This window comes from Microbacterium sp. CGR2 (assembly GCF_003626735.1).
GTDB lineage: Bacteria > Actinomycetota > Actinomycetes > Actinomycetales > Microbacteriaceae > Microbacterium.
Genome location: NZ_RBHX01000001.1, coordinates 761,424 through 783,131, shown reverse-complemented (window position 1 = coordinate 783,131; position 21,708 = coordinate 761,424). Strand labels below are relative to the sequence as shown.

The 21,708-nt window shown below is 68.5% G+C and carries 21 protein-coding genes; 10 read left to right on the top strand and 11 right to left on the bottom strand.

The window, feature by feature from the left end; genetic code table 11:
• Nucleotides 1-11 precede the first annotated feature (11 nt).
• The 10 genes from cobA to D7252_RS03965 all read right to left on the bottom strand — a co-directional run bounded on the left by cobA (nucleotide 12) and on the right by D7252_RS03965 (nucleotide 9,998).
• Nucleotides 12-908 carry a uroporphyrinogen-III C-methyltransferase gene (gene cobA, locus D7252_RS04010; RefSeq protein ID WP_120774218.1) on the bottom strand — a complete coding sequence of 299 codons (897 nt, stop codon included), beginning with the start codon at nucleotides 906-908 and terminating at the stop codon, nucleotides 12-14.
• Nucleotides 905-1,825, bottom strand: coding sequence for an ABC transporter permease (locus D7252_RS04005; RefSeq protein WP_120774217.1), 921 nt, complete (start codon nucleotides 1,823-1,825; stop codon nucleotides 905-907). Before D7252_RS04005 ends, cobA begins: the two co-directional genes overlap by 4 nt.
• Nucleotides 1,815-2,669 carry an ABC transporter ATP-binding protein gene (locus D7252_RS04000; protein ID WP_120776785.1) on the bottom strand — a complete coding sequence of 285 codons (855 nt, stop codon included), beginning with the start codon at nucleotides 2,667-2,669 and terminating at the stop codon, nucleotides 1,815-1,817. The genes D7252_RS04005 and D7252_RS04000 overlap by 11 nt, the downstream gene beginning before the upstream one ends.
• Nucleotides 2,669-3,736, bottom strand: coding sequence for an ABC transporter substrate-binding protein (locus tag D7252_RS03995; RefSeq protein ID WP_120774216.1), 1,068 nt, complete (start codon nucleotides 3,734-3,736; stop codon nucleotides 2,669-2,671). Before D7252_RS03995 ends, D7252_RS04000 begins: the two co-directional genes overlap by 1 nt.
• Before the next feature lie 68 nt (nucleotides 3,737-3,804).
• A complete protein-coding gene (locus D7252_RS03990; RefSeq protein ID WP_120774215.1) occupies nucleotides 3,805-5,118 on the bottom strand; it encodes a sulfate adenylyltransferase subunit 1 in 1,314 nt (437 codons plus the stop codon).
• Nucleotides 5,118-6,071: a sulfate adenylyltransferase subunit CysD gene (cysD, locus tag D7252_RS03985; RefSeq protein WP_120774214.1), complete on the bottom strand. Its 954-nt coding sequence runs from the start codon at nucleotides 6,069-6,071 to the stop codon at nucleotides 5,118-5,120. Before cysD ends, D7252_RS03990 begins: the two co-directional genes overlap by 1 nt.
• Nucleotides 6,068-6,823, bottom strand: a complete 756-nt coding sequence (locus D7252_RS03980; protein WP_120774213.1) for a phosphoadenylyl-sulfate reductase — start codon at nucleotides 6,821-6,823, stop codon at nucleotides 6,068-6,070. Before D7252_RS03980 ends, cysD begins: the two co-directional genes overlap by 4 nt.
• Nucleotides 6,820-8,541 (bottom strand): nitrite/sulfite reductase, encoded by a 1,722-nt coding sequence (locus D7252_RS03975; RefSeq protein ID WP_120774212.1) that lies wholly within the window; start codon nucleotides 8,539-8,541, stop codon nucleotides 6,820-6,822. Before D7252_RS03975 ends, D7252_RS03980 begins: the two co-directional genes overlap by 4 nt.
• Nucleotides 8,542-8,688: 147 nt before the next feature.
• Complete coding sequence (locus tag D7252_RS03970; protein ID WP_120774211.1) at nucleotides 8,689-9,366, bottom strand: sirohydrochlorin chelatase; 678 nt, start codon at nucleotides 9,364-9,366, stop codon at nucleotides 8,689-8,691.
• Between the two features lie 17 nt (nucleotides 9,367-9,383).
• Nucleotides 9,384-9,998 (bottom strand): HAD family phosphatase, encoded by a 615-nt coding sequence (locus D7252_RS03965; RefSeq protein WP_120774210.1) that lies wholly within the window; start codon nucleotides 9,996-9,998, stop codon nucleotides 9,384-9,386.
• A gap of 52 nt (nucleotides 9,999-10,050) precedes the next feature.
• On the opposite strand from D7252_RS03965, the gene D7252_RS03960 reads away from it, so the two are divergent.
• The 6 genes from D7252_RS03960 to D7252_RS03935 all read left to right on the top strand — a co-directional run bounded on the left by D7252_RS03960 (nucleotide 10,051) and on the right by D7252_RS03935 (nucleotide 16,212).
• Complete coding sequence (locus tag D7252_RS03960) at nucleotides 10,051-10,806, top strand: phosphotransferase (RefSeq protein ID WP_120774209.1); 756 nt, start codon at nucleotides 10,051-10,053, stop codon at nucleotides 10,804-10,806.
• Nucleotides 10,807-11,519: 713 nt separating this feature from the next.
• A complete protein-coding gene (dnaK, locus tag D7252_RS03955; RefSeq protein ID WP_120774208.1) occupies nucleotides 11,520-13,388 on the top strand; it encodes a molecular chaperone DnaK in 1,869 nt (622 codons plus the stop codon).
• A 2-nt stretch (nucleotides 13,389-13,390) separates the two neighbouring features.
• On the top strand, nucleotides 13,391-14,050 hold the full coding sequence (locus D7252_RS03950; protein ID WP_120774207.1) for a nucleotide exchange factor GrpE: 660 nt from the start codon (nucleotides 13,391-13,393) through the stop codon (nucleotides 14,048-14,050).
• Nucleotides 14,051-14,057: 7 nt separating this feature from the next.
• Complete coding sequence (locus D7252_RS03945) at nucleotides 14,058-15,041, top strand: DnaJ C-terminal domain-containing protein (RefSeq protein ID WP_120774206.1); 984 nt, start codon at nucleotides 14,058-14,060, stop codon at nucleotides 15,039-15,041.
• A gap of 33 nt (nucleotides 15,042-15,074) precedes the next feature.
• Complete coding sequence (locus tag D7252_RS03940; RefSeq protein ID WP_120774205.1) at nucleotides 15,075-15,503, top strand: heat shock protein transcriptional repressor HspR; 429 nt, start codon at nucleotides 15,075-15,077, stop codon at nucleotides 15,501-15,503.
• A 49-nt stretch (nucleotides 15,504-15,552) separates the two neighbouring features.
• Entirely contained in the window at nucleotides 15,553-16,212 is a 660-nt protein-coding gene (locus tag D7252_RS03935; RefSeq protein WP_120774204.1) for a GntR family transcriptional regulator, read from the top strand.
• Nucleotides 16,213-16,249: 37 nt separating this feature from the next.
• Here D7252_RS03935 and D7252_RS03930 read toward each other — a convergent pair whose 3' ends face one another.
• Entirely contained in the window at nucleotides 16,250-17,551 is a 1,302-nt protein-coding gene (locus tag D7252_RS03930) for a cytochrome P450 (RefSeq protein ID WP_120774203.1), read from the bottom strand.
• Between the two features lie 149 nt (nucleotides 17,552-17,700).
• On the opposite strand from D7252_RS03930, the gene D7252_RS03925 reads away from it, so the two are divergent.
• Genes D7252_RS03925 through D7252_RS03910 form a run of 4 tightly spaced genes read left to right on the top strand, consistent with a single transcriptional unit; the run spans nucleotide 17,701 to nucleotide 21,708 of the window.
• Nucleotides 17,701-18,669 carry a tripartite tricarboxylate transporter substrate binding protein gene (locus D7252_RS03925; RefSeq protein WP_120774202.1) on the top strand — a complete coding sequence of 323 codons (969 nt, stop codon included), beginning with the start codon at nucleotides 17,701-17,703 and terminating at the stop codon, nucleotides 18,667-18,669.
• A gap of 8 nt (nucleotides 18,670-18,677) precedes the next feature.
• Entirely contained in the window at nucleotides 18,678-19,196 is a 519-nt protein-coding gene (locus tag D7252_RS03920; protein ID WP_259461039.1) for a tripartite tricarboxylate transporter TctB family protein, read from the top strand.
• Nucleotides 19,193-20,842, top strand: a complete 1,650-nt coding sequence (locus tag D7252_RS03915; protein ID WP_120774200.1) for a tripartite tricarboxylate transporter permease — start codon at nucleotides 19,193-19,195, stop codon at nucleotides 20,840-20,842. The genes D7252_RS03920 and D7252_RS03915 overlap by 4 nt, the downstream gene beginning before the upstream one ends.
• Nucleotides 20,839-21,708: a dihydrodipicolinate synthase family protein gene (locus D7252_RS03910; protein ID WP_120774199.1), complete on the top strand. Its 870-nt coding sequence runs from the start codon at nucleotides 20,839-20,841 to the stop codon at nucleotides 21,706-21,708. Before D7252_RS03915 ends, D7252_RS03910 begins: the two co-directional genes overlap by 4 nt.

The following is a 21,708-nucleotide window of genomic DNA, read 5'->3' as shown; positions in this document are numbered from 1 at the left end:
GGGGCGCAGGGTCAGCGGGAGCGCGAGAACAGTGAGGTGAGCGGAGAGCGGCGGGCGGATGCCGGTGACAGAGAATCGACTGCCTGGATCAGCCCGGTGTCGACGGCGAGCCCGGCATCGAGAGCGTCGGCCCAGTGCGGTCGCGGCGCACGATCAGCGGCGGGCGCCGACCCGGACAGGGCCGATGCCGCATGCGGACTCAACCGCACCACCTCGCCGACGACCACCACAGCAGGCGAGCGCACCTGACGGCCGGCGGCGAGATGCGCGATCGTGCCGAGTGTGCCGATGGTGACACGCTCGCGCTCGCCGTACCCGTCTTCGGTGATCGCGACCGGGCAGTCGACGCCGCGGGCGCCCGCGCTGAGCACATGCGCGGAGTGCCCGAGCGTGTTCACGCCCATCAGCAGCACCACCGTATGGTCGCTGCCGCCGGGAACCTGATCGATCTGGTCGTGTCCGCTGAGGACGGTGAAGGATGCCGCGATGCCGCGGTGCGTCAACGGGATTCCCGCAACGGCCGGCACCGACACGGCACTGGTGACCCCCGGCACGACCTCGACGGGGATTCCGGCATCCTCGCAGTGCTGCTGCTCTTCACGACCGCGGCCGTAGACGAAGGGGTCGCCGCCCTTCAGTCGCACGACTCGGCGACCGGCGGAGGCGAGCTGGACCAGCAGGGCGTTGATGCCGTCCTGCGGCACCGGGTGGTGACCGGGCAGCTTGCCGACGTCGATCACCTCGGCGGAGAGCTGCACCCCGTCCGCGGCCAGCTGGTCGAGGACGGCGCGGGCGCCGAGCCGGTCGGCGACGATGACATCGGCGTCCTGCAGGGCGCGGAGTCCGCGCACGGTGAGCAGGCCGGCGTCGCCGGGGCCCGCGCCCACCAGTGTGACTGTTCCGGTCATCGGTCGCCTCCCACGACGAAACCGCGGCTGCGCAGCATCCGTCGTTCCAGCGGACCGAAGATGGCCAGCTCGATCAGGATGCCGATCGCGAGGATCAGCAGAATCGTACCGAGCACGCTGGCGAGGTCGGCGAGCTCCCGCGACTGATTGAGCATCGATCCGAGCCCGAACCCGATGGAGCCTCCGACGGTGATGATCTCCGCCGCCATCAGCGACCGCCAGGAGAACGCCCACCCCTGCTTGAGCCCCGCGACGTAGCCGGGCAGCGCCGCCGGAAGCACGACGACGGTGGCGAGCTGCCAACGGCTCGCGCCCAACACCGTCCCGACCCGGCGCAACTGCGGCGGCACCTGATCGATGCCGGAGAGCAGGCCGTTGACGATCGAGGGGATCGCGCCCATCAGGATCACGAAGTAGACCGTGGCGTCGGACAGTCCGAACCAGATGATGGCGGCGGGGACCCACGCGACCGACGGCAGCACCGTCAGCCCGGAGATGAGGGGGCCTGCGGCACGGCGCAGCGGCTTCCACTCGGCGAGGAGCAGCCCCAGGGGAGTTCCGATCGCGATCGCGATGAGGAAGCCGATGACGCCACGCTCGAGACTGGTGAGCACCGCTTCCTGCAGGCGGCCGGACTCCCATGCGTCGCCCAAGGCCCCGGCCACGTGCACCGGACCGGGGGCGATGTCGGGGCGCGGAGCGGCGATGACGACGGCGAACTGCCACGCCGCCACGAGCGCCAGCAACAGGACGATCGGGGGCAGCACCTTCGACACGGTGGCGCGCCATCGCGGACGCCGATCACCTTCGGCGCTCTGAAGCCGATCGAGGCCGGCGGAGAGCGTGCGCAGGTCGTCGGCGTCCTTCGTCTCGACCGGTGCGGTCGCCCGTGCGGGTGCGGTGGTTTCAGGAGGCATTGCGGCGGATCTCCTTTCGCAGCTCTGCGGTGATCTCGGTGGCGAGGGCGGCGACCTCGGGCGATTCGATGCGTCGGCCGGTGGTGGCGGCGACCCGCCATTCCCCGACGACGCGGCCGGGACGACTCGAGAGCAGGATGACGCGCTGGCCGAGACGAGCGGCCTCGCGCACGTTGTGGGTGACGAAGACGATGGTGCGGCCGGTGGCGCGCCACACCCGCTCGAGTTCCTCGTGCAGGAGATCGCGGGTGATCGCGTCGAGTGCGGCGAACGGCTCGTCCATCAGGAGCACCGGTCGATCCTGAGCCAGTGCCCTGGCGAGCGCGACCCGCTGACGCATGCCTCCGGACAGCTCGTGCGGCCGCTTGTCGCCCGCCTCTTCGAGGTTCACCGTCGCGAGCAGCCGCTGCGCCTCTTCACGGCGCTCGCCGCGGGGGACACCGCGCAGCCGGAGGGCGAGCTCGACGTTCTTGCGCGCGGTCAGCCACGGCATGAGAGCCGACTCCTGGAACATGACCGCCGCCCCTGGCGACGCGGCACTGGTGTCGATCGCCCCGGAAGTCAGCGGTTCGAGGCCCGCGATGAGGTTCAGCAGCGTGGACTTGCCGCACCCGGAGGCGCCGAGGAGGCATACGAACTCGCCCGGAGCGATGTCGAGGGACACGTCGTCGAGGACGAGCGGCCCCGAGCCGTAGCGCTTCGTGACTTTCGACAGCCGCACGGCCGGGTCGACCGCGGGCGCGGTGATCGCCGGCGGCGTCACGCCGTCGAAGCTCGGACGCAGGGCGGTGATGCCCGTCGCGGATACCTGGTGCGGCAGTGCCTGCCCCGTTGCCGCGCTCATCATTGCTCTCCGAGTTCTGCGGCGGAGACGGGTTCCTGGCCGTCTTCTTCGAGCAGCGCGTTGAGTGCCCGCAGGTCGAAGAGTCCGTCGATCGAGCCTTCCTTCTGAGTGCCGGCCGCCAGGCCGTCGGCGACGAGAGTCTCGAACGTCTCCGCGTGCGGATCCACGGTGAAGGACACGTTCTCCAGGGCGCGGGCGAGCACGTCGTGGGCGAGCGGCTTGCCGGTCGCCTCCTCCAGCACGTCGTTGATGACGGCGGGGGCCTGGTCGGCATGTTCATCGAGCCAGGACACCGCGGCGACGTGCCCGGCGAGCAGGTCTTCGACGATCTCCGGATGCTGCGCGGCGAACTCCGCCCGCACGAGCAGCACGGTGGTCGGGAATGCGCCGTCGGCCCAGAGGTCTGCTTCGTCGACGAGGACGTGAGCGTCCGCCTCGACGACGAGCCGCGAGACCCACGGCTCGGGCAGCCACGCGCCGTCGAGCTTGCCCTGCTGGAAGAGCGTGAGCGTCTGTGCGTTCTCGGTCGGTGTGATCGTCACGTCTCCCGCCCCCGCGGTCGAGGTTTCGAAGCCCTCCTCGGCCAGCCAGCTGCGGAGCGCGACATCCTGCGTGTTGCCGAGCTGCGGAGTCGCGATGTTCGCCCCCTCGAGATCTTCGGGCTCGTCGATGCCCTCGCGCACCACGAGAGCCGCGCCGCCCGAGGTGGCGCCGGCGATGATCTTCGCCGACGCGCCTCCGGACTGGATGAACGTGTTGATCGACGGGTTGGGGCCGATATAGGTGGCGTCGATCGCGCCTGCCGACAGTGCTTCGATGGCGGCAGGGCCGGCGTTGAACACCTCCGTCGTCAGATCCACACCGCCCAGTGCCTCATCGAACAGCCCTTCGGAGAGACCGACCAGTGCCGGCGCGTGGGTGACGTTCGCGAAGTACCCCACACGCACCTCGTCCAGGGTGTCGGATTCTCCCCCCGCGTTGCCGGTCGCCGAGGCGGAGGCGCAGCCGGCGAGCATCATCGCGCTCAGTCCCAGGGCAGTGAGTGTCGTGGTGCGGAGTGTCTTCACGGTTTCGCCTCCTCAGCGTTTCGGTGGTGCGGATGGTCGGTGGTGCGGATGGTCGGTGGTGCGGATGGTCAGTGGTCGTCGATGACGGTCGCTGCGGCGAGCGTGGCCCCGTCGGCGGGGTGGATGAGCAGCAGCGAGCCGCTCGACCTGTCGCGCGCGTACGGCTCGAGCGGCAGATCGGCGGCGAACCGCAACCGCACGCGTCCGATCTCGTTCGCGGTGAGAAGGCTCGCCTCCTGCAGGTCGAGGGTCTCGAGGTCGCGTCGCGACAGAACTTCCGTGACGAGGGCCTGCACGGTCGCGGTTCCGTGCTTGACGAGCACTCTGGTGCCGCCGGTCACGGCCCGCGGATCAAGGTGGAACAGCTCCACCACGGCCTCTCGGGTCCCGGTCGGCGCGGTGCCGCTCGCAGCGATCACTGCTCCTCGCGCCGCGTCGACGTCGTCGGCGAGGGTCAGCGTCACGGATTGCGGTGCGATGGCGGCATCCGCCACCTCTCCGGCGACATGGATGCCGGTGACGGTCGTCTCGAGTCCGCCGGGGAAGACGTCGACGCGGTCGCCGACGCGCACCGCTCCGGCCGCGATCCGGCCGGCGAAGCCACGGAAGTCGCGGTAGTCCTCGGCGTCGGCCCGGTCGATCTCGGGGGAGAGTCCGCCCTGCGGACGAAGCACGAGTTGCACCGGAAGGCGGAAAGCGGATGCGGCGGCATCCGCTTCATCCTGACGCGGAAGCGCCTCGAGCAGCTCGATCAGCGTCGGACCGTCGTACCAGGGCGTGCGCACAGAGCGGTCGACGATGTTGTCGCCTTCCAACGCGGAGACGGGGAGCACGTGGATGCCGTGCAGTCCCAGCTGTTCGGCCACGCGCGCCGCCTCGAGCTCGATCTCGACGAAACGGTCTTCGTCATGGTCGATGAGGTCGATCTTGTTGACCGCGATGATCACGTGCGCGACGCGGAGGAGGGACACGACGGCGAGGTGGCGGCGAGTCTGCTCCACGATCCCCTTGCGGGCGTCGACCAGCACGATCACGGCGTCAGCGGTGGCAGAACCGGTGACCATGTTGCGGGTGTACTGCACGTGTCCCGGGCAGTCGGCGAGGATGAAGCTGCGTCGGTCGGTGGCGAAGTAACGGTATGCGACGTCGATCGTGATACCCTGTTCGCGTTCGGCGCGCAGACCGTCGGTCAGCAGGGCGAAGTCGAAGTCGCCGTGCGCGAAGCCCCGCTGCCGTGACGTCGTCTCGACCTGAGCGAGCTGGTCGGCGAGGATCGCCTTCGCGTCGTGCAGGAGCCGTCCGACGAGGGTCGACTTCCCGTCGTCGACCGACCCGGCAGTGGCGAACCGGAACAGCGTCGTGTCGGTGATCGTGTCACTCATCAGAAGTACCCGTCTTTCTTGCGGTCCTCCATGGCGGCTTCGCTGATGCGGTCGTCCGCTCTCGTCGCACCGCGCTCGGTGAGGGTCGATCGAGCGATCTCCGCGACGACGGATGCCGTGTCGGCGGCATCCGATTCCACGGCGCCCGTGCAGCTCATGTCGCCGACGGTCCGGTAGCGGACCACGCGGCGTTCGGTCTGCTCGCCGGCGCGCGGCCGCGAGTGTTCGCCGATCGCCCACCACATGCCGTCGCGGCGGAAGACCTCGCGTTCCTGCGCGTAGTAGAGCGGCGGCAGCGCGATGCCTTCGCGCTCGATGTAGCGCCAGACGTCGAGTTCGGTCCAGTTCGAGATCGGGAAGGCGCGCACATGCTGACCCGGGAGGTGGCGGCCGTTGTAGAGGCTCCACAGCTCCGGTCGCTGGTTGCGCGGGTCCCACTGACCGAACTCGTCGCGCAGGGAGATGATGCGCTCCTTGGCGCGGGCCTTGTCCTCGTCGCGGCGAGCACCACCGAAGACCGCGTCGTGCTTCCCGGTGGCGATCGCGTCCAGCAGGGGCTGCGTCTGCAGCGGGTTGCGGGTGCCGTCGGGCCGCTCGGCGAGTCGGCCGTCGTCGATGTACGACTGCACGCTCGCGACCTCCAGCCGGATGCCGAGCCGGGCCACGGTCTCGTCGCGGAAGGCGATCACCTCGGGGAAGTTGTGGCCGGTGTCGACGTGCAGCACAGGGAAGGGCACGCGCCCTGGCGCGAACGCCTTGGTGGCGAGATGCAGGACGAGGACGGAGTCCTTGCCGCCGGAGAACAGCAGCACGGGGCGCTCGAATTCAGCGACGACCTCACGGATGATATGGATGGCCTCGGCCTCGAGCAGGTCGAGCGCGGACAGGCCTGCGTCCCCGGTCGTTGAGCGAGCGGAGCGAGACGAAACGCCCTCCGTGATCGGTGTGCTCATAGGTGCAACCCGCATTCTGTCTTGGCCAGGCCGGCCCAGCGGCCGGACCGGGGGTCTTCTCCTTCGGCGACCGGCTTCGTGCACGGGGCGCAGCCGATCGACGGGTAGCCGTTCGCGATCAGCGGGTTCACCGGAACCTCATGCACGGTCGCGTAGTCGATGAGGTCGTCGAAGCTCCAGGCGGCGACCGGGTTGACCTTCACAAGGCCGTTTCGCTCATCCCAGGCGATGAGGGGGGTGTCGGCGCGGGTGGGGGCTTCTTCACGCCGGACGCCGGTGAACCACAGTTCGTAGTCGCGGAGCGACCGCTGCAGCGGTTCGACCTTGCGGAGCGCGCAGCACCGGCCGGGGTCGCGCGCGAAGAGGTCGGGGCCGAGTGCCGCATCCTGCTCCTGCACCGTCTGCGCGGGCTTCATATCGACGATGCGGACGTCCAGGGTGCGGGCGACCTCGTTGCGGGTGAAGGTCGTCTCGGCGAAATGGTAGCCGGTGTCGAGGAAGAGGACGTCGACCCCGGGAAGGCCCTGCGCGACCAGGTGCGGCAGTGCAGCATCCGCCATCGAGCAGGCCACCGTCGTCTGCGACACGTCGAAGTTCTCGGCGACCCACGCGATGACCTCGGCGGGGGTCGCCTCGCCGGGCTTCCGGCTGCGCAACTCGACCGCTCCCCGTTCCGCGAGCGCGCGCAGCTCGTCCACGGAGCGGCGAGACGCACGGGTCGCGCGGACGGTCGATGAGATCGGGATGCTCATTGCAGCGCCTCCTCGTCGGCCCGGTGCGCCCACTGGGCGAACGTCTCGGTGTGCTCACGGTCGGCGAGATAGCGGCGGATGACACGTTCGGCGTAGTCCGCGATGCCGTCGGCCGTGACCTTGAGGCCACGCACCGTGCGCCCGAGGCCGGCCTCCTCGCGGTCCTGGCTGGCGAGTCCTCCGCCGAGGTGCACCTGATATCCCGGCACCTGTTCGCCGGCCGCATTGGTGATGAGCTGACCCTTGAGTCCGATGTCAGCGACCTGGATGCGCGCGCACGAGTTCGGGCATCCGTTCACATGGATGGTGACGGGGCGGCCGATCTCCGGCTCCAGCGCCCCGAGCCGCTCCTCGAGCTGGCGGATGGCGTCTGCGGCGTTGACCTTGGTCTCGACGATCGCGAGCTTGCAGTACTCGATGCCCGTGCAGGCGATGGTGCCCCGACGGAACAGGCTCGGCCGGGCCGAGAGGCCGAGAGCGTCGAGCCCGTCGACGAGAGCCTCGACCTCCGCCTCGGGCACGTCCAGGACGAGGAGCTTCTGATGCGGGGTCGTACGGATGCGGTGCGACCCGTGCACCTCGGCGAGATCGGCGAGACGGGTCAGGATCGTGCCCGAGACGCGACCGACCAGGGGTGCCGCGCCCACGTAGAACAGGCCGTCCTTCTGCCGGTGGATGCCGACGTGATCGCCCTGCCCCTTCGGCTTCGGTGCGGCGGGGCCATCGGGAAGCGGACGGTCGAGGTATTCCGTCTCGAGCACCTCGCGGAAGCGCTCGGGCCCCCAGTCGGCGAGCAGGAACTTCAGCCTGGCCTTGTTCCGCAGCCGACGGTAGCCGTAATCGCGGAAGATCTGCGTGACGCCGTGCCAGACCTCGGCCACGCGATCCGGAGCGACGAAGGCCCCGAGACGTTCGCCCAGTCGCGGTACCGCGGCGAGGGCGCCGCCCACCCACAGGTCGTAGCCGACGCCGAGTTCCGGATGCTCCACGGCGACGAACCCGCAGTCGTTGATCTCGTGAACGACATCCTGGCTGGGGTGCCCGGTGATCGCGGTCTTGTATTTGCGGGGCAGGTTCGCGAGCGTCGGGTCGCCGAGGAAGCGGTCGGTGATCTCACGGATCTGCGGCGTCGGGTCGATGAGCTCGTCGTCGGCGATGCCGGCGACAGGAGAGCCGAGCACCACGCGCGGAACGTCTCCGCAGGCTTCGGTGGTGCTGAGGCCGACATCTTCGAGGCGCCGCCAGATCTCCGGAACGTCTTCGACGCGCACCCAGTGCAGCTGCACGTTCTGGCGGTCGGTGAGGTCGGCGGAATCGCGCCCGAACTCCGTGGAGATCTCACCGATCACGCGGAGCTGCTGCGTGGTGAGCTGCCCGCCGTCGATGCGGACCCGCAGCATGAAGTACTCGTCCTCGAGCTCATGCGGTTCGAGCTGGGCGGTGCGTCCGCCGTCGATGCCCGGCTTGCGCTGGGTGTAGAGACCCCACCAGCGGAACCGCCCGTGCAGGTCGGTCGGGTCGATCGAGGCGAAGCCGCCCTGTGCGTACACCGTTTCGATGCGCTCGCGAACGTTGAGCCCGTCGTCGGCGAGCTTGAACTCCTCGTTCGCGTTGAGCGGCTCGTGGCCGTCGACCGCCCACTGGCCGTGCGGTTTGGTCGGCGCGCGATTGGTGCGCGTGCGGGCACCGCGGATCGGCGTCGGCTGCTGAATGGTCATGACCCTGCTCCCTGGGATGGCTTCGGATCAAAGTAGAAGCCTGGACGCAGTTCAAGAACCTCGATGACACGGGGCGTCAGCGAGCGTCACGCTGCGACACATTGGTGCGGGACCGTTGACACGGTGCGGCGCGTCGGAGGGGAGTGCTCAGTCGCTGAGGCGATCCACGGCCTCTTCGTAGCGCGCGACCACGAGGTCGACGAGGGCTCCAGGGACCGGCCCGCCGTCGAGGAGTGGCAGGGCGAGCGGCCGGTCGGCCGATACCCGCTCGGCGAGGTCGAAGAAGTAGCCGCGAGCCAGGAGATAGGTCGAGACGACGGCATCCGGATGCTCCGCCAGAGCGGTCGGCAGATCGGGCTGGCGCGCGGCGAGATAGGCGAGTTCGATCCGCCGGCCGAGGTGCTCGCGGAGCACGGTGGCCATGGCTTCGGCATCCGTCAACGATCGAGGGTCGCGGGACCCGGCGACGGCCAGGATCACCGGCTGGTCGGACGCCGGGGGCAGTCGCTCCGCGAGCACGGCGGCGAGCCTCCGGTCGGGTCCCAGGGGCGCGGCGACGACGGCATCCGCTCTCGGGTCGGCCATTCCGTGCAGGTCGTGGTGCACGTGGAACCCGCTCGACAGCAGGAGCGGCACGATCACGACCGGGCCGACGACGGCGGCGAGAGCGTCGACGGCATCCGGTTCCTGCACGTCGACGAACGCGGCTCGCACGTCGACGTCGGATAGCCGCTCGGCGACGGCGTGAACGAGTTCGGCGATCGCTCGGGCGCCGTCCGCGTCGGACGTGCCGTGGGAGACGGCGAGGAGGGTGGGCCGAGGCATGATGCGACTCTAAGGGGTCACTGTGACGGGTGTGTTTCGGAGACGGGAGCGACCGGGAGTCCCGCGTCCCGGAGCGCTGACCGCAGACTGCGGACGCCGGTGAAGTGGTGCGTGCGCATGCCGAACTCGTCGGCACCGGCGAGTTTCGTGGGGGAGTCGTCGGTGAAGAAGATTTCGTCGGTGGGAATCTGCAGCGCCTGCGCGACGTGCGCGAATGCACGAGGGTCGGGCTTGGTGTGGCCGATGTCGGCGGAATTGAAGATCGGGTCGAAATGGTCGGTGAGCCCGCAGGCTTCGACTTCTTCCGCGATGGTGTCGGTGCCGTTGGTCAGGATGGCGCAGGTGACGCCGAGCGCCCGGAGTTCGTCGGCCAGGGTCGTCATCGCGCGATCGACCCGGAAGGGCGTGCGCCCCCATTCTTCGGCGGCCTCCGGTGCACCCGTCTGCTCGCCGACGCGCCGGATCCACTCGGCGCGCGTGATGCGTCCGGTCGTGACCTCGTCGATGAGCGGCGCGGCGAACGCGGCCTGCGCGAGTGCTGCGTCCTCGAGTCCGTGTCGCCCCTCCAGGGCGGGGTCATGATCGAAATGGCGGATGACGCCATCGAGGTCGAAGAGCACGGCGCGGATCATGGGTCCATCTTGCCGGGGTCCGGGCGGTCCGGGGACGCGCTAGCGTCGACGGATGGACGAAGAGGTGCTCACCGGGGGCAATGCGAGCGGCGCGGTCGTGCGCGTCGGCGGCACCGTGCGCAAGCAGTGGTCTGCGGCGACACCGAGTGTGCACGACTTCGTCACGGCGCTTCGGGCGCACGGGGTCGATGCCCCGGAGCCGCGCGGTCGCGATGAGCAGGGTCGTCAGGTCATCGAGTTCGTGCCGGGAACCCTGGCTCTGGGTGACGCCCCGCTGATGACGAGTGACCTGCGGCGCGTCGGCGCGTTGATCCGGAGCATCCACCAGGCCAGCGCCTCTTATGCGCCGCCGAAAGATGCGTCCTGGCTCACCGCGATTCCTGCGCCGGGCGACGAGCTCGTCTGCCACAACGACCTCGCCCCCTGGAACCTCGTCAGGGGCGAGCGCTGGGTCTTCATCGACTGGGATGCTGCCGCGCCCAGCACTCGCCTGTGGGATCTGGCGTACGCCGCGCAGGCGTTCACGCTGTCCGACGTCGACCGTGAGCCCGAGAGCGCGGCACGAGATCTGGCTGCTCTGATCGCCGGGTACGGAGCGGACCGGTCGATGCGCGAAGCGCTCCCCGGTGCCATGCAGCAGAGGACCGCGGCGATGCTGGCGCTGTTGGAACGGGCTTCCTCGACCGGGCTGGAGCCGTGGGCGTCGATGTACGCCGATGGCCACGGCGAACAGTGGACGAATGCTCTGCGTTACGTGCGAGAGCATCAGGCGCTGTGGACCCGGGCGCTGGTGGAAGGAGGATCCTGAGCATCCGGAAGAATGCTCAGGATCGGTCATCCGCGCCTGACGGGCTGCTGCAGCTCCGATGGACAACATGTCTCAGTTCTCCCGCCTGCCACAGTGTCAGAGTCAACGCTTTCAGGCCAGGCCGATCGACGACCGTCACAAGCATGCCCGCAAGAAGCGGGGCGTCTGGGTGAAAGACCGCCCCGACGGGATGGCAGAGCTCGGCCTCCTCGGGCCCGCCGCGCTCGTGCATGGGGCGTTCGAACGGCTCAGCGCGATGGCGAAGACCGTGCAAGGGCAGGCGGCGCGAGACCAGTCGGCGCGGGATCAGTCGGCGCGGGATCAGGCGGCGCGGGATCAGGCGGATGCCGAGGGCAGCGCCTCCGGGAGTGCGTTCGGGTCGGCCGCCGACTCGAATCGGCGCGCCGACGCGGCACCGGCTCATGGCACTGGCACGTCGAACCCCTCACCGACGGCCTCTACGCCTGGACCAGCCCCAGCGGCCGCCTCTACATCGACAAACCTCCACCCCCGAACACCGTCACATTCACCGAAGACAACACCACGCCACCCTTCTGACGTCGTACCGTGGCTTGAGCAAAGTTGAGCCGTCTCCTATCAACTTCGTTTGACAGCATTCGACCTCCGGAGTACAGTTGAGTCATCGCGACTCAGGTTTCCCTGTTCGCTCCGGATTTCCGATCCGCTCAGACTTTCAACAAAGGAGAAAACACATGGCACGTGCTGTCGGTATCGACCTCGGAACCACCAACTCCGTCGTCAGCGTCCTCGAGGGTGGCGAGCCCAAGGTCATCGCCAACGCCGAGGGTTTCCGCACCACCCCTTCCGTTGTCGCCTTCACCAAAGACGGCGAGGTGCTCGTCGGTGAGACCGCGAAGCGCCAGGCCGTCACCAACGTCGATCGCACGATCTCGTCGGTCAAGCGCCACATGGGCACCGACTGGAGCTTCGACGTCGACGGCAAGAAGTGGACGCCGCAGGAGATCTCCGCGCGCATCCTCATGAAGCTCAAGCGCGACGCCGAGTCCTACCTGGGCGACACCGTGACGGACGCCGTCATCACCGTTCCCGCGTACTTCAACGACGCCGAGCGTCAGGCCACCAAGGAAGCCGGCGAGATCTCCGGCCTCAACGTGCTGCGCATCATCAACGAGCCCACCGCGGCCGCTCTCGCTTACGGCCTCGACAAGGGTAAGGAAGACGAGCTCATCCTGGTGTTCGACCTCGGTGGTGGAACGTTCGACGTCTCCCTCCTCGAGGTGGGCAAGGACGACGACTTCTCGACCATCCAGGTGCGCTCCACCTCCGGTGACAACCGCCTCGGTGGCGACGACTGGGACCAGCGCGTCGTCGACTTCCTGATCAAGCAGTTCAAAGAGACCTCCGGTGTCGACGTCTCCGGCGACAAGATCGCGCTGCAGCGTCTCAAGGAAGCAGCGGAGCAGGCGAAGAAGGAACTCTCCTCCTCGACCAGCACCAGCATCAACCTCCCGTACCTGTCGCTGACGGAGTCCGGCCCGGTGTCGCTCTCCGAGACGATCACCCGCGCGAAGTTCGAGGACCTCACCAAGGACCTCCTCGACCGCACCAAGAAGCCGTTCGAAGATGTCATCCGCGAGGCCGGCATCAAGGTCAGCGAGATCGACCACATCGTGCTCGTCGGTGGTTCGACCCGTATGCCTGCCGTCGCCGAACTCGTCAAGCGCGAGACCGGTAAGGAAGCGAACAAGGGCGTCAACCCGGACGAGGTCGTCGCCGTCGGCGCGGCCCTCCAGGCCGGTGTCCTCAAGGGTGAGCGCAAGGACGTGCTGCTCATCGACGTCACCCCGCTGAGCCTCGGTATCGAGACCAAGGGCGGCATGATGACCAAGCTCATCGAGCGCAACACCGCCATCCCGACCAAGCGCAGCGAGACTTTCACCACGGCAGACGACAACCAGCCGTCCGTCGCGATCCAGGTGTTCCAGGGTGAGCGCGACTTCACCCGCGACAACAAGCCGCTGGGTACGTTCGAACTGACCGGTATCGCCCCGGCTCCCCGTGGCATCCCGCAGATCGAGGTCACGTTCGACATCGACGCCAACGGCATCGTGCACGTGTCCGCGAAGGACAAGGGCACCGGCACCGAGAAGTCGATCGTCATCTCCGGCGGCTCGTCGCTGTCGAAGGAAGACATCGAGCGCATGGTCCGCGAGGCCGAGGAGCACGCCGCCGAAGACAAGCAGCGCCGCGAGGCCGCTGAGGTCCGCAACCAGGCGGAGACGATGGCGTACTCGATCGAGAAGCTCCTCACCGAGAACGACGACAAGCTGCCCGAAGAGGTCAAGACCGAGGTCAAGGCCGATGTCGACGCTCTGAAGACGGCTCTCGCCGGTGACGACGACGAGGCCGTGAAGACCGCCTTCGACAAACTGAGCCAGTCGCAGTCCAAGATCGGCGAGGCGCTCTACGCCACGTCGCAGACGGATGCTGCAGCCGGTGCACCTTCCGACGGTGAGGCCCCCACGGCCGACGACGCTTCCTCCTCCGAGGAAGACGTCATCGACGCCGAGGTTGTCGACGACGAGGACGAGAAGAAGTAACCATGACGGACAAGAACTTCGACGATCAGGCCCCCGAGCCTGTCGAAGGTCAGGGCGAGGGGTCGGGCGCGCAGGCGTCCGGCCCTCAGCCGGATCTCGGCAACGCTGACTCCACCGAGGCCGCTGCGGCAGAGGGCTCCGACGAGAGCCCTGTCGCCGATGCGCCGGAAGACCTCACGGTCGACGACATCCTCGGTGCGACGCAGACCGGGGAGGCGGCAGCAGAAGACGCTGTCCTCGCTGACCTCGAATCCACTTTGCTCAACGACCTCAAGCGCCTCCAGGCTGAATACGCCAACTACCGGCGACGCACGGAAGAGCAGCGCCAGGTCGAGATCGAACGTGCGAAGGGTGAGGCCGCGAAGGGGCTCATCCCCGTGCTCGACGACCTCGACCGCGCGGCTCAGCACGGTGACCTCGTGGAGGGTACGCCCTTCGCCGTGATCGCCGGCAAGGTGCGCGCCGTCGTGGAGCGCCTGGGTGTCGTCTCGTACGGCGAGAAGGGCGAGGAGTTCGACCCTCAGCGTCACGAGGCGATCTTCCAGCAGCCCACCCCGGGCACCGACAAGACCACGGTGCTGGAGGTCGTCGAGGTCGGTTACCGCCTCGGTGACATCGAGTTGCGTCCCGCGAAGGTCGTCGTCGCCGTACCTGCCGAGTAGGGGATCGATGGCCAGCCAGGATTGGTTCGACAAGGACTTCTACAAGACCCTCGGGGTCGCGAAGGACGTCAGCGACGCCGATCTCAAGAAGACGTATCGCAAGCTCGCCCGCAAGTATCACCCAGACTCCAATCAGGGGGATGCTGCGGCCGAGGCGAAGTTCAAGGAGATCAGCGAGGCGTACTCGGTGCTCTCCGACGCCGACCAGCGCAAGGAATACGACGAGATCCGCGCGATGGGCTCGGGCGCCCGCTTCACGGCGAGCCGCGCGGGCGCCGGCGGCTTCGAAGACGTGTTCAGCCGATTCGGTCAGCAGGGCCGGGCGCAGAACGCCGACTTCGAAGACATCTTCGCGATGTTCAACCAGGGTCAGGGCGGGACTTTCGGCTCCGGTCGCTTCGGGCAGACGTCCGGCGGCTACCGGGGCTTCGGCGGTCCGCAGAAGGGCGCCGATGTCACCGCCCGAACGACCCTCGACTTCGTCACCGCGGTGCAGGGCGAGACCATCTCTCTGCAGGGCGAAGACGGCAAGCCGTTCAAAGTGAAGATCCCGGCCGGCGTCGCCGATGGGCAGAAGATCCGGTTGCGCGGGCGAGGTCGTCCCTCGCCCGACGGCGGCGAGAGCGGCGACATCGTCGTGCAGATCGCCGTGCGTCCGCACCCGGTGTTCACGCGCGAGGGTCTCAACCTTCGCGTCGTCGTGCCGGTGACCTTCACGGAAGCCGCCCTCGGGGCAACCATCGAGGTGCCCACGCTCGGTGGCGACGTGGTCAAGCTGCGCGTCGCGCCGGGCACCCCCTCCGGGCGGGTGCTGCGGGTCAAGGGCCGCGGTGTCACGACGTCGAAGGGCACCGGCGACCTGCTCGCCGAGCTCCAGGTCGCCGTGCCGACGCACCTCGACGAAGCGGCCCGCGAAGCGCTCGAGAAGTTCCATGCTCTCGAGCCTGCCGAGAACCCTCGCGCCGACCTGATGGCGAAGGCCCGACGATGACGATGCGCGACACCGGGGCGGGGGTGGGGTGCCGTGGCTGAGCGAGGCATCGACGCCGACACCCCGGTGTTCGCGATCGCCGTGGCGGCCGAGCTCGCGGGCATGCACCCGCAGACTCTGCGGCAGTACGACAGGATCGGACTCGTCGTGCCCGGGCGCACGTCCGGCGGGTCGCGGCGTTACTCGACCCGCAACATCGAACAGCTCCGACAGGTCGCCCATCTTTCCTCCGAGGGGGTCAGCCTTCCCGCCATCGCGCGGTTGCTCGACCTCGAGGATGAGAACCGGATGCTGCGCGGCCGCATCTCGGCCCTTGAGAGCGCGCTGCGGGCGGAGCGCGAGAACCGCCCGGGCGTGCGGGTGTTCGCGGCAGGTTCCGCGGGAGTCTTCCCGATGGCGTCCGGCCGCCGCATGCGCCGCTCCACCGACGTCGTGCTCTGGAACCCGCGCGACCGCGACTAGAGTGTCGGCACCAGGTGTGTATCCTGTCAACAGTTAACAGGAGGTCACCGTGAGCCAGACCGTCAAGCGGGGCGAATCCCTCGGCGCGCAGGTGGCCCAGGTGCTGCGGCAGCGGATCGTGCGCGGAGACCTCGCCCCGGGCGCCCGCCTCACCGAAGAGGCGCTGGCCGAGGAGTTCGCCGTGAGCCGCGGTCCTATCCGCGATGCGCTCACCCAGCTCAGCTTCGAGAAGCTCGTCGAGGTGCAGCGCCCGCGCGGCGTGTACATCACCGGTCTCACGCGCGACGATGTCGACCAGCTCTACAGCCTGCGGGGCGCTCTCGAGCAACTCGCGTTGTCTCGCGCGATGCGGGTCGAGGATGACGCGCGATGGGGGGCGATGGCTGCGGCCGTCACCCGTATGGGCGAAGCAGCGGATGCCGGTGACCACGCCGCCTTCGTCACAGCCGACCTCGAGTTCCACTCCGAGATCTACGCACTCGCCGACCATCCGCGTCTGCATGGCGCGTGGGATCAGTACTCACCCACCTTCGCCGCTCTCCTGGAGGTCACGATCAATCACGACGAGGATCTGCACGAGTCGGCCTCCGATCATGCGCGGCTCATGGAGGTCATGCGCGTCGGTGAACCGGCAGAGGCGGCCGCCGTGCTGTCGGCCCACCTCGACGGAGCCAGGGATCGAATGCTGAGCGAGATCGCGGACCGCTGACGCGACGCCGACCGCTGACGCGCCCCGGACCGCTGACTCAGTGGAACGGGCAGCGGGATTCCCCGGTCGCCCCCGCGGCGCGCACGCGCCCGCCCGACCGCGGCTTCGTCGGAAGCCGCCTCTCATTCACGTCGAGTCCGTCGTCGAGGATCGTCACGCGGGGGTCGCTCATCGCGGCGACCGCTGCGGCGAGACCCGCGATCGCGAGCTTCTCGCCCGGGCAGCGGTGTCCGGTGGCCACGTCGCCGCCGCCGTGGGGGATGAACACCCGGAGTGCCTCGTAGTCGTCGAGGCCGACGAAACGCTCCGGGTCGAACTTCTCCGGGTGCCGCCACGAGCGCGCATCCGTGTCGGTCCCGAGGATGTCGAGCACGACCCGCCCGCCGGCGGAGACCTGCTCACCGTCGAGCTCGATGTCGGTGATCGCCCATCCCGGCAGCATCGGCACGAAGGGTGCCGTACGGCGGATCTCCTGCGCGAAGGCAGTGGCCAGGGGGCCGCCGACAAGCGCGCCACGCTCTTCCGTCTCGACCGCGATCCGTGCGCGCCACTCGGGACGGTCGTGCAGCTCCTTCGCCGCGAAGGCGACGAAACGCGCGACCGCGATCGTCGGTCGCAGCACGTTCTGCAGTTCGATGCCCGCGAGTCGCGGCGACAGCAGAGCGCCATCCTCTCCGCGGTGCCAGGCCCATTCGTGCAGAGCGGTGCCCTCCGTGGCTTCGAGCTCACCCGCACGCACCGCCTCGATGAGGTGCATCGCATGACGGTCGGACCAACCGCGGTTCAACACCGCCATAAGGAAGCTCGGGGAGTAGGGGGTGCCGAAGCCGTCGACGACCTGTGCGAGTCTTTCCGCCCAACGAGTCTTGGCGGCGGTGGTCCCCGGCAGCCCCGCCCAGCGCATGATGGCGCGCCCCAGTGCGCCGACGGCTGCGTCGTAGGCGCTGCGCTGGCTGGTGCCGTCGGCCCACGCGTCGAGCTCCGCCTGCCACTCGCGCTCCAGGTGCGGCGTCAGTCGTTCGACCTGGGCGTCTTCGTAGGCCACGTCGAGGAACGTGGATTTCCGGTGGCGGTGCTCGTCGCCGTCGAGACTGTGCACCGAGCCGTGGCCGAACAGCGTCTCCTGCACGAACGCCGGCATCGCGCCGTGGCGGCGAATGCGCGACTCGTCGTAGAAGAGACTGACGCCTTCGGCTCCCCGCACGAACAAGGCCTCGCGTCCGAGCAGGCGCATGGGAGCCGACCGTGCGCCGGTGTGAACGCGCTGCCAGATGCGCGCGCCGAAACCGTAGCCGCGAGTCAGCAGGGACAGGGAGTCATCGCGCAGAAGATCTGTCATGCCTTCACGGTGCCAGCCTGCCCGAAACCGTTCCAGGGGGAGGCGATGTAGCTCCATCTGTGCTAGTCGTACCAGTGTTGACTGTTAACAGTCAACACTGCTATTCTCGCGATGTCGACAACACGGTCGATCAACGTAGAGGAGCAAAGATGCCCCGCACGCGCATCACTCGAGCGGCCGCCGCCATCGCCGCTCTCGCCGCCACCGCTCTGGTTCTGTCGGCTTGCACCAAGGTCGAAGAGGGTGACACCGCGGAGTCGTCCTTCCCCGAGAAGGACATCCGCCTGATCATCCAGGCCAACCCGGGCGGGGGATCCGACCTGTCCTCGCGCGCCCTCGCCACCGAGCTCGAGAAGATCCTCGGCGTGAGCGTCATCCCCGAGAACATGCCCGGGGCTGCCGGAGCGCTCGCCATGGAGTACGTCGGCTCTCAGGACCCGGACGGATACGTCATCGGCTTCGCGCCCGTCGAGATCGCGATGCTCAACACGACTCAGAGCGCCGACGTGCTTCCCGAGAACTTCGATCTGCTCGGTCAGATCATGCTCGCCCCCGGCGTCATCACCGTCGGCGCGAACAGCGGTATCGAGTCCCTCGAAGACCTCGTCACACAGGCGGAGTCGGGGGCCGTGACTGTCGCGAACTCCGGCGCCGGTTCCATCTGGGAGGCCGCGACCGTCGGACTCGGCGAAGCCACCGGAGCCGAATTCACCCCCGTGCCCTACGACGGCGGCGCGACCGCTGTCGCGGCTGCAGCATCGGGTGAGACCGTCGCCGCTGTCTCCGGACTCGGAGAAGCGCTCGCGCAGGGCGAAGCAGTCCGCATCCTCGGCGTCATGCACGGTGAGCGGCACCCCGACGCCGCAGACGTTCCCACGGTCGAAGAAGCCCTCGGTGAGGACGTCGCCTTCGGTGGCTGGGGCGGGATCTACGCACCGAAGGGTCTGCCCGACGACGTGAAGGAGAAGCTCGAGGCCGCCGTGAAGGAGGCCGTCGACTCCGACGCGTACCAGCAGTTCCAGAAGGATGCCGGAAACCTGGTCGTCTACCGCGACTCGGCCGAATGGACCACCTACGTCGACGAGCAGTTCACGCTGTTCCAAGACCTCCTGGGCTGAGGCATCCCGTGAACGCCGCCGTACCGGACGAGCATCAGGGGGCACCTGCCTCGCGACCGCTCGAGATCACGTTCGGCGTCGCCGCTCTGGCCTTCACCGCCGGATACCTGTTCCTCACGACGCAGATCCCGCTGCGTCGTGAGGCGGCGGCCGGCCAGATCGACGCACGCTTCTGGCCCATGGTCATCGGAGTCAGCGGCGTCGTCGTCGCCCTCGCGATCCTCGCGGTCGCCCTCACCCGCCCGGCGCCCGGGCGGGAAGATCTCGAGCGCATCCAGCCGGGCGGGTACGTCCGCGTCGTCGCCACTCTCGGGATCACCGGTGCCTTCATCGCCCTGTGGTCGCTGGGCTCCGTGATCCTCTTCGGCTACCGCATCGAGATCTTCCCGATCGCCGCAGCCCTGCTCATGGCCGCCTTGATGGTCGTCTACGGCCACCGCCGCTGGGTGAGCCTCGTCATCTACTGCGTCTCCGTCACGGCGTTCGTCTACATCGTGTTCGGAATGCTCCTGAGGATTCCGCTGTGAACGCACTCATGGAGGGGCTCAACTCGCTCCTCGACATCTCCATCCTGCTGTACATGCTCGTCGGGCTCGTGCTCGGCTTCATGGTCGGGGCCTTCCCCGGCATCACCGCGACGATGGCGGTGGCGCTCGCCGCCGGCTTCACCATGACGCTCGAACCGGTGCAGGGACTCGCGGTACTCCTGACCATCTATGTCGCCGCCAACTTCGGTGACCGGGTGCCCTCGATCCTCATCAACACCCCGGGCACGCCGGCATCCATCGCCACCACCCTCGACGGCTATCCCATGGCGAAGCAGGGTCGTGCCGGCCTGGCGCTCACCATCTCCGCGCTCGTCTCGGCCGTCGGCATGCTCGCCTCGCTCGTGCTGTTCGCCGTCGCCGCGGTGCCCATCGCCAGCTTCGCCCGCGACTACTTCAAGTCGCCGGAGCTGTTCGCCCTCGTCGTCTTCGGCATCGCCATCATGATCGGCATCTCGTCGAAGTCGATGCTCAAGGGCATCTTCGCCGGGCTCTTCGGGCTGATGCTCGGCACCGTCGGCACCTACGCCGCGACCGCCGACCAGCGTTTCACGTTCGACGTGCTCGAACTGGTCGAAGGCGTGAACTTCATCGCGGTCATCATCGGACTCTTCGGTATCGCGGAACTGTTCGATCAGCTGCTCACTCATCGCGCCTCGAACGTGCGACCGATCTCGAGTCTCGGGCGCTGGTGGCCGAACCGCTCGGAGCTGAAGCAGAGCGGACGCGCGACCGCCGTCGGCGGTGCGGTCGGCCTCGGAGTGGGGCTCATCCCGGCCGCCGGCGGAGACATCGCCGGACTCATCGGCTGGGAGCGTGCGCGGAAGGTCTCGAAGCATCCCGAGATGTTCGGGAAGGGCTCGATCGAGGGCGTCGCGGCCAGTGACACCGCATCCAGCGCGACCCTCGGCGGATCGCTCACCACGACCATGGCGCTCGGTATTCCCGGCGACTCGGTCATGGCGGTGATGATCGGCTCCATGATCATCTGGGGCATCACGCCGGGCCCGACGCTCTTCACCAACCGGCCCGACCTCGTCGTGTCGATCGTCGGGATCATGCTGGTCGCGACGATCCTGTCGCTGGTGCTGAGCCTCGTGCGCATGAAGGGCATGGTGAAGCTTCTCGACGTGCCGCAACCGTATCTGTGGAGCGGCATCCTGATCTTCTGCATCATCGGCACCTATGCCACGTCGAACAGCCTCTCCACGGTCGTGACGATGCTGGTCTTCGGTGTGATCGGCGTGCTGTTCAAGCGCATGCAGGTCCCCGCCGGCCCCGTCGTGCTCGGGCTTCTCCTCGGCCCGCTCGCCGAGGAGAACCTCGCCAGGACGCTGGCCATCCTGCCGACGCGGCCGTTCTTCGAGGTGGTCAGCCCGATCGCCATCATCCTGCTCGCACTGGCGATCCTGTCGATCGTGATGCCGGCGATCCGTGCCGCGCGAAGGCCGCGGGCCGAGCGGGCTGCGCTGGCGGATTCGATCCTCCACACCGAGAGCGTCGTGCAGATCGAGAAGGCGCACGGTGAACTCGCCGCCGACCCCGACCTGCTCACCTCGACCGTCCGCAACGTCGAAGCGCCCACCCGCCGCACGTCCCGCAAGAACTCCAAGGAGAACAAGAAGTGACCCGCTACGACATCCTGACCGCCGTCCCCACTGCGTTCCACCGCGACGGGACCCTCGATCTCGAGGGGTCGCGTGCGATCTTCCGGTTCGTCGGCAAGTCGGGTAACGAGGGGGCGTTCGTCCTCGGCACCACAGGCGAGTTCCCCGCTGTGGATGCTGAGGAGTTCGCGGCTCTGGTCGGGGCCGCACTCGACGAGCTGAAGGACCGGATGCGCGTGATCGTTCATGTCGGGCGACCGAGCGCGTTCGAGGCCGTGCGTCTGACCCGCACCGCGCGAGAGCTGGGCGCCACGGAGTTCGCCGCCCTCACCCCGTACTACCTTCCGTCCGCGGACGACGCCATCTTCGAGTACTACCGCGCGGTGTCGGATGCCGTCGGCGACGGGCGGCTGTACGTGTACATCTACCCGGCCCGAAGTGGAAATCCGGTGTCGCCCGAGCTGCTGGTGCGTCTGTCGGCGCTGCCGAACGTCGTCGGTGCGAAGATCAGCGAACTCTCGCTCGGCGACATCGCCGCCTACCGGGCCGCGGTGCCCGCCGACTTCGAGCTCTATACCGGAGCCGACCGTGATCTGATCGCGGCGGTCGAGGTCGGTGCGCAGGGTGTGGTCTCGGGGGTCTCCTCCGTCACGCCGAAGCCGTTCCGGGCGCTGGCGGATGCCGGGCGTTCCGGAGAAACGCTCGCGATCGCCGCCGCCCAGGACGCGGTCGACGACGTGGTGTCGCTCATCGGCGGCGACATGGCGCGGATGAAGGAGGCGTATCGCGTCCTCGATGTCGTGGACACGCACTGCCGGATGGCGATCGCCGAGCCGACGGAGGCCGAGCGCGCCGCGGTGGCACAGGTCGTGGCCGCGTACCGCTGA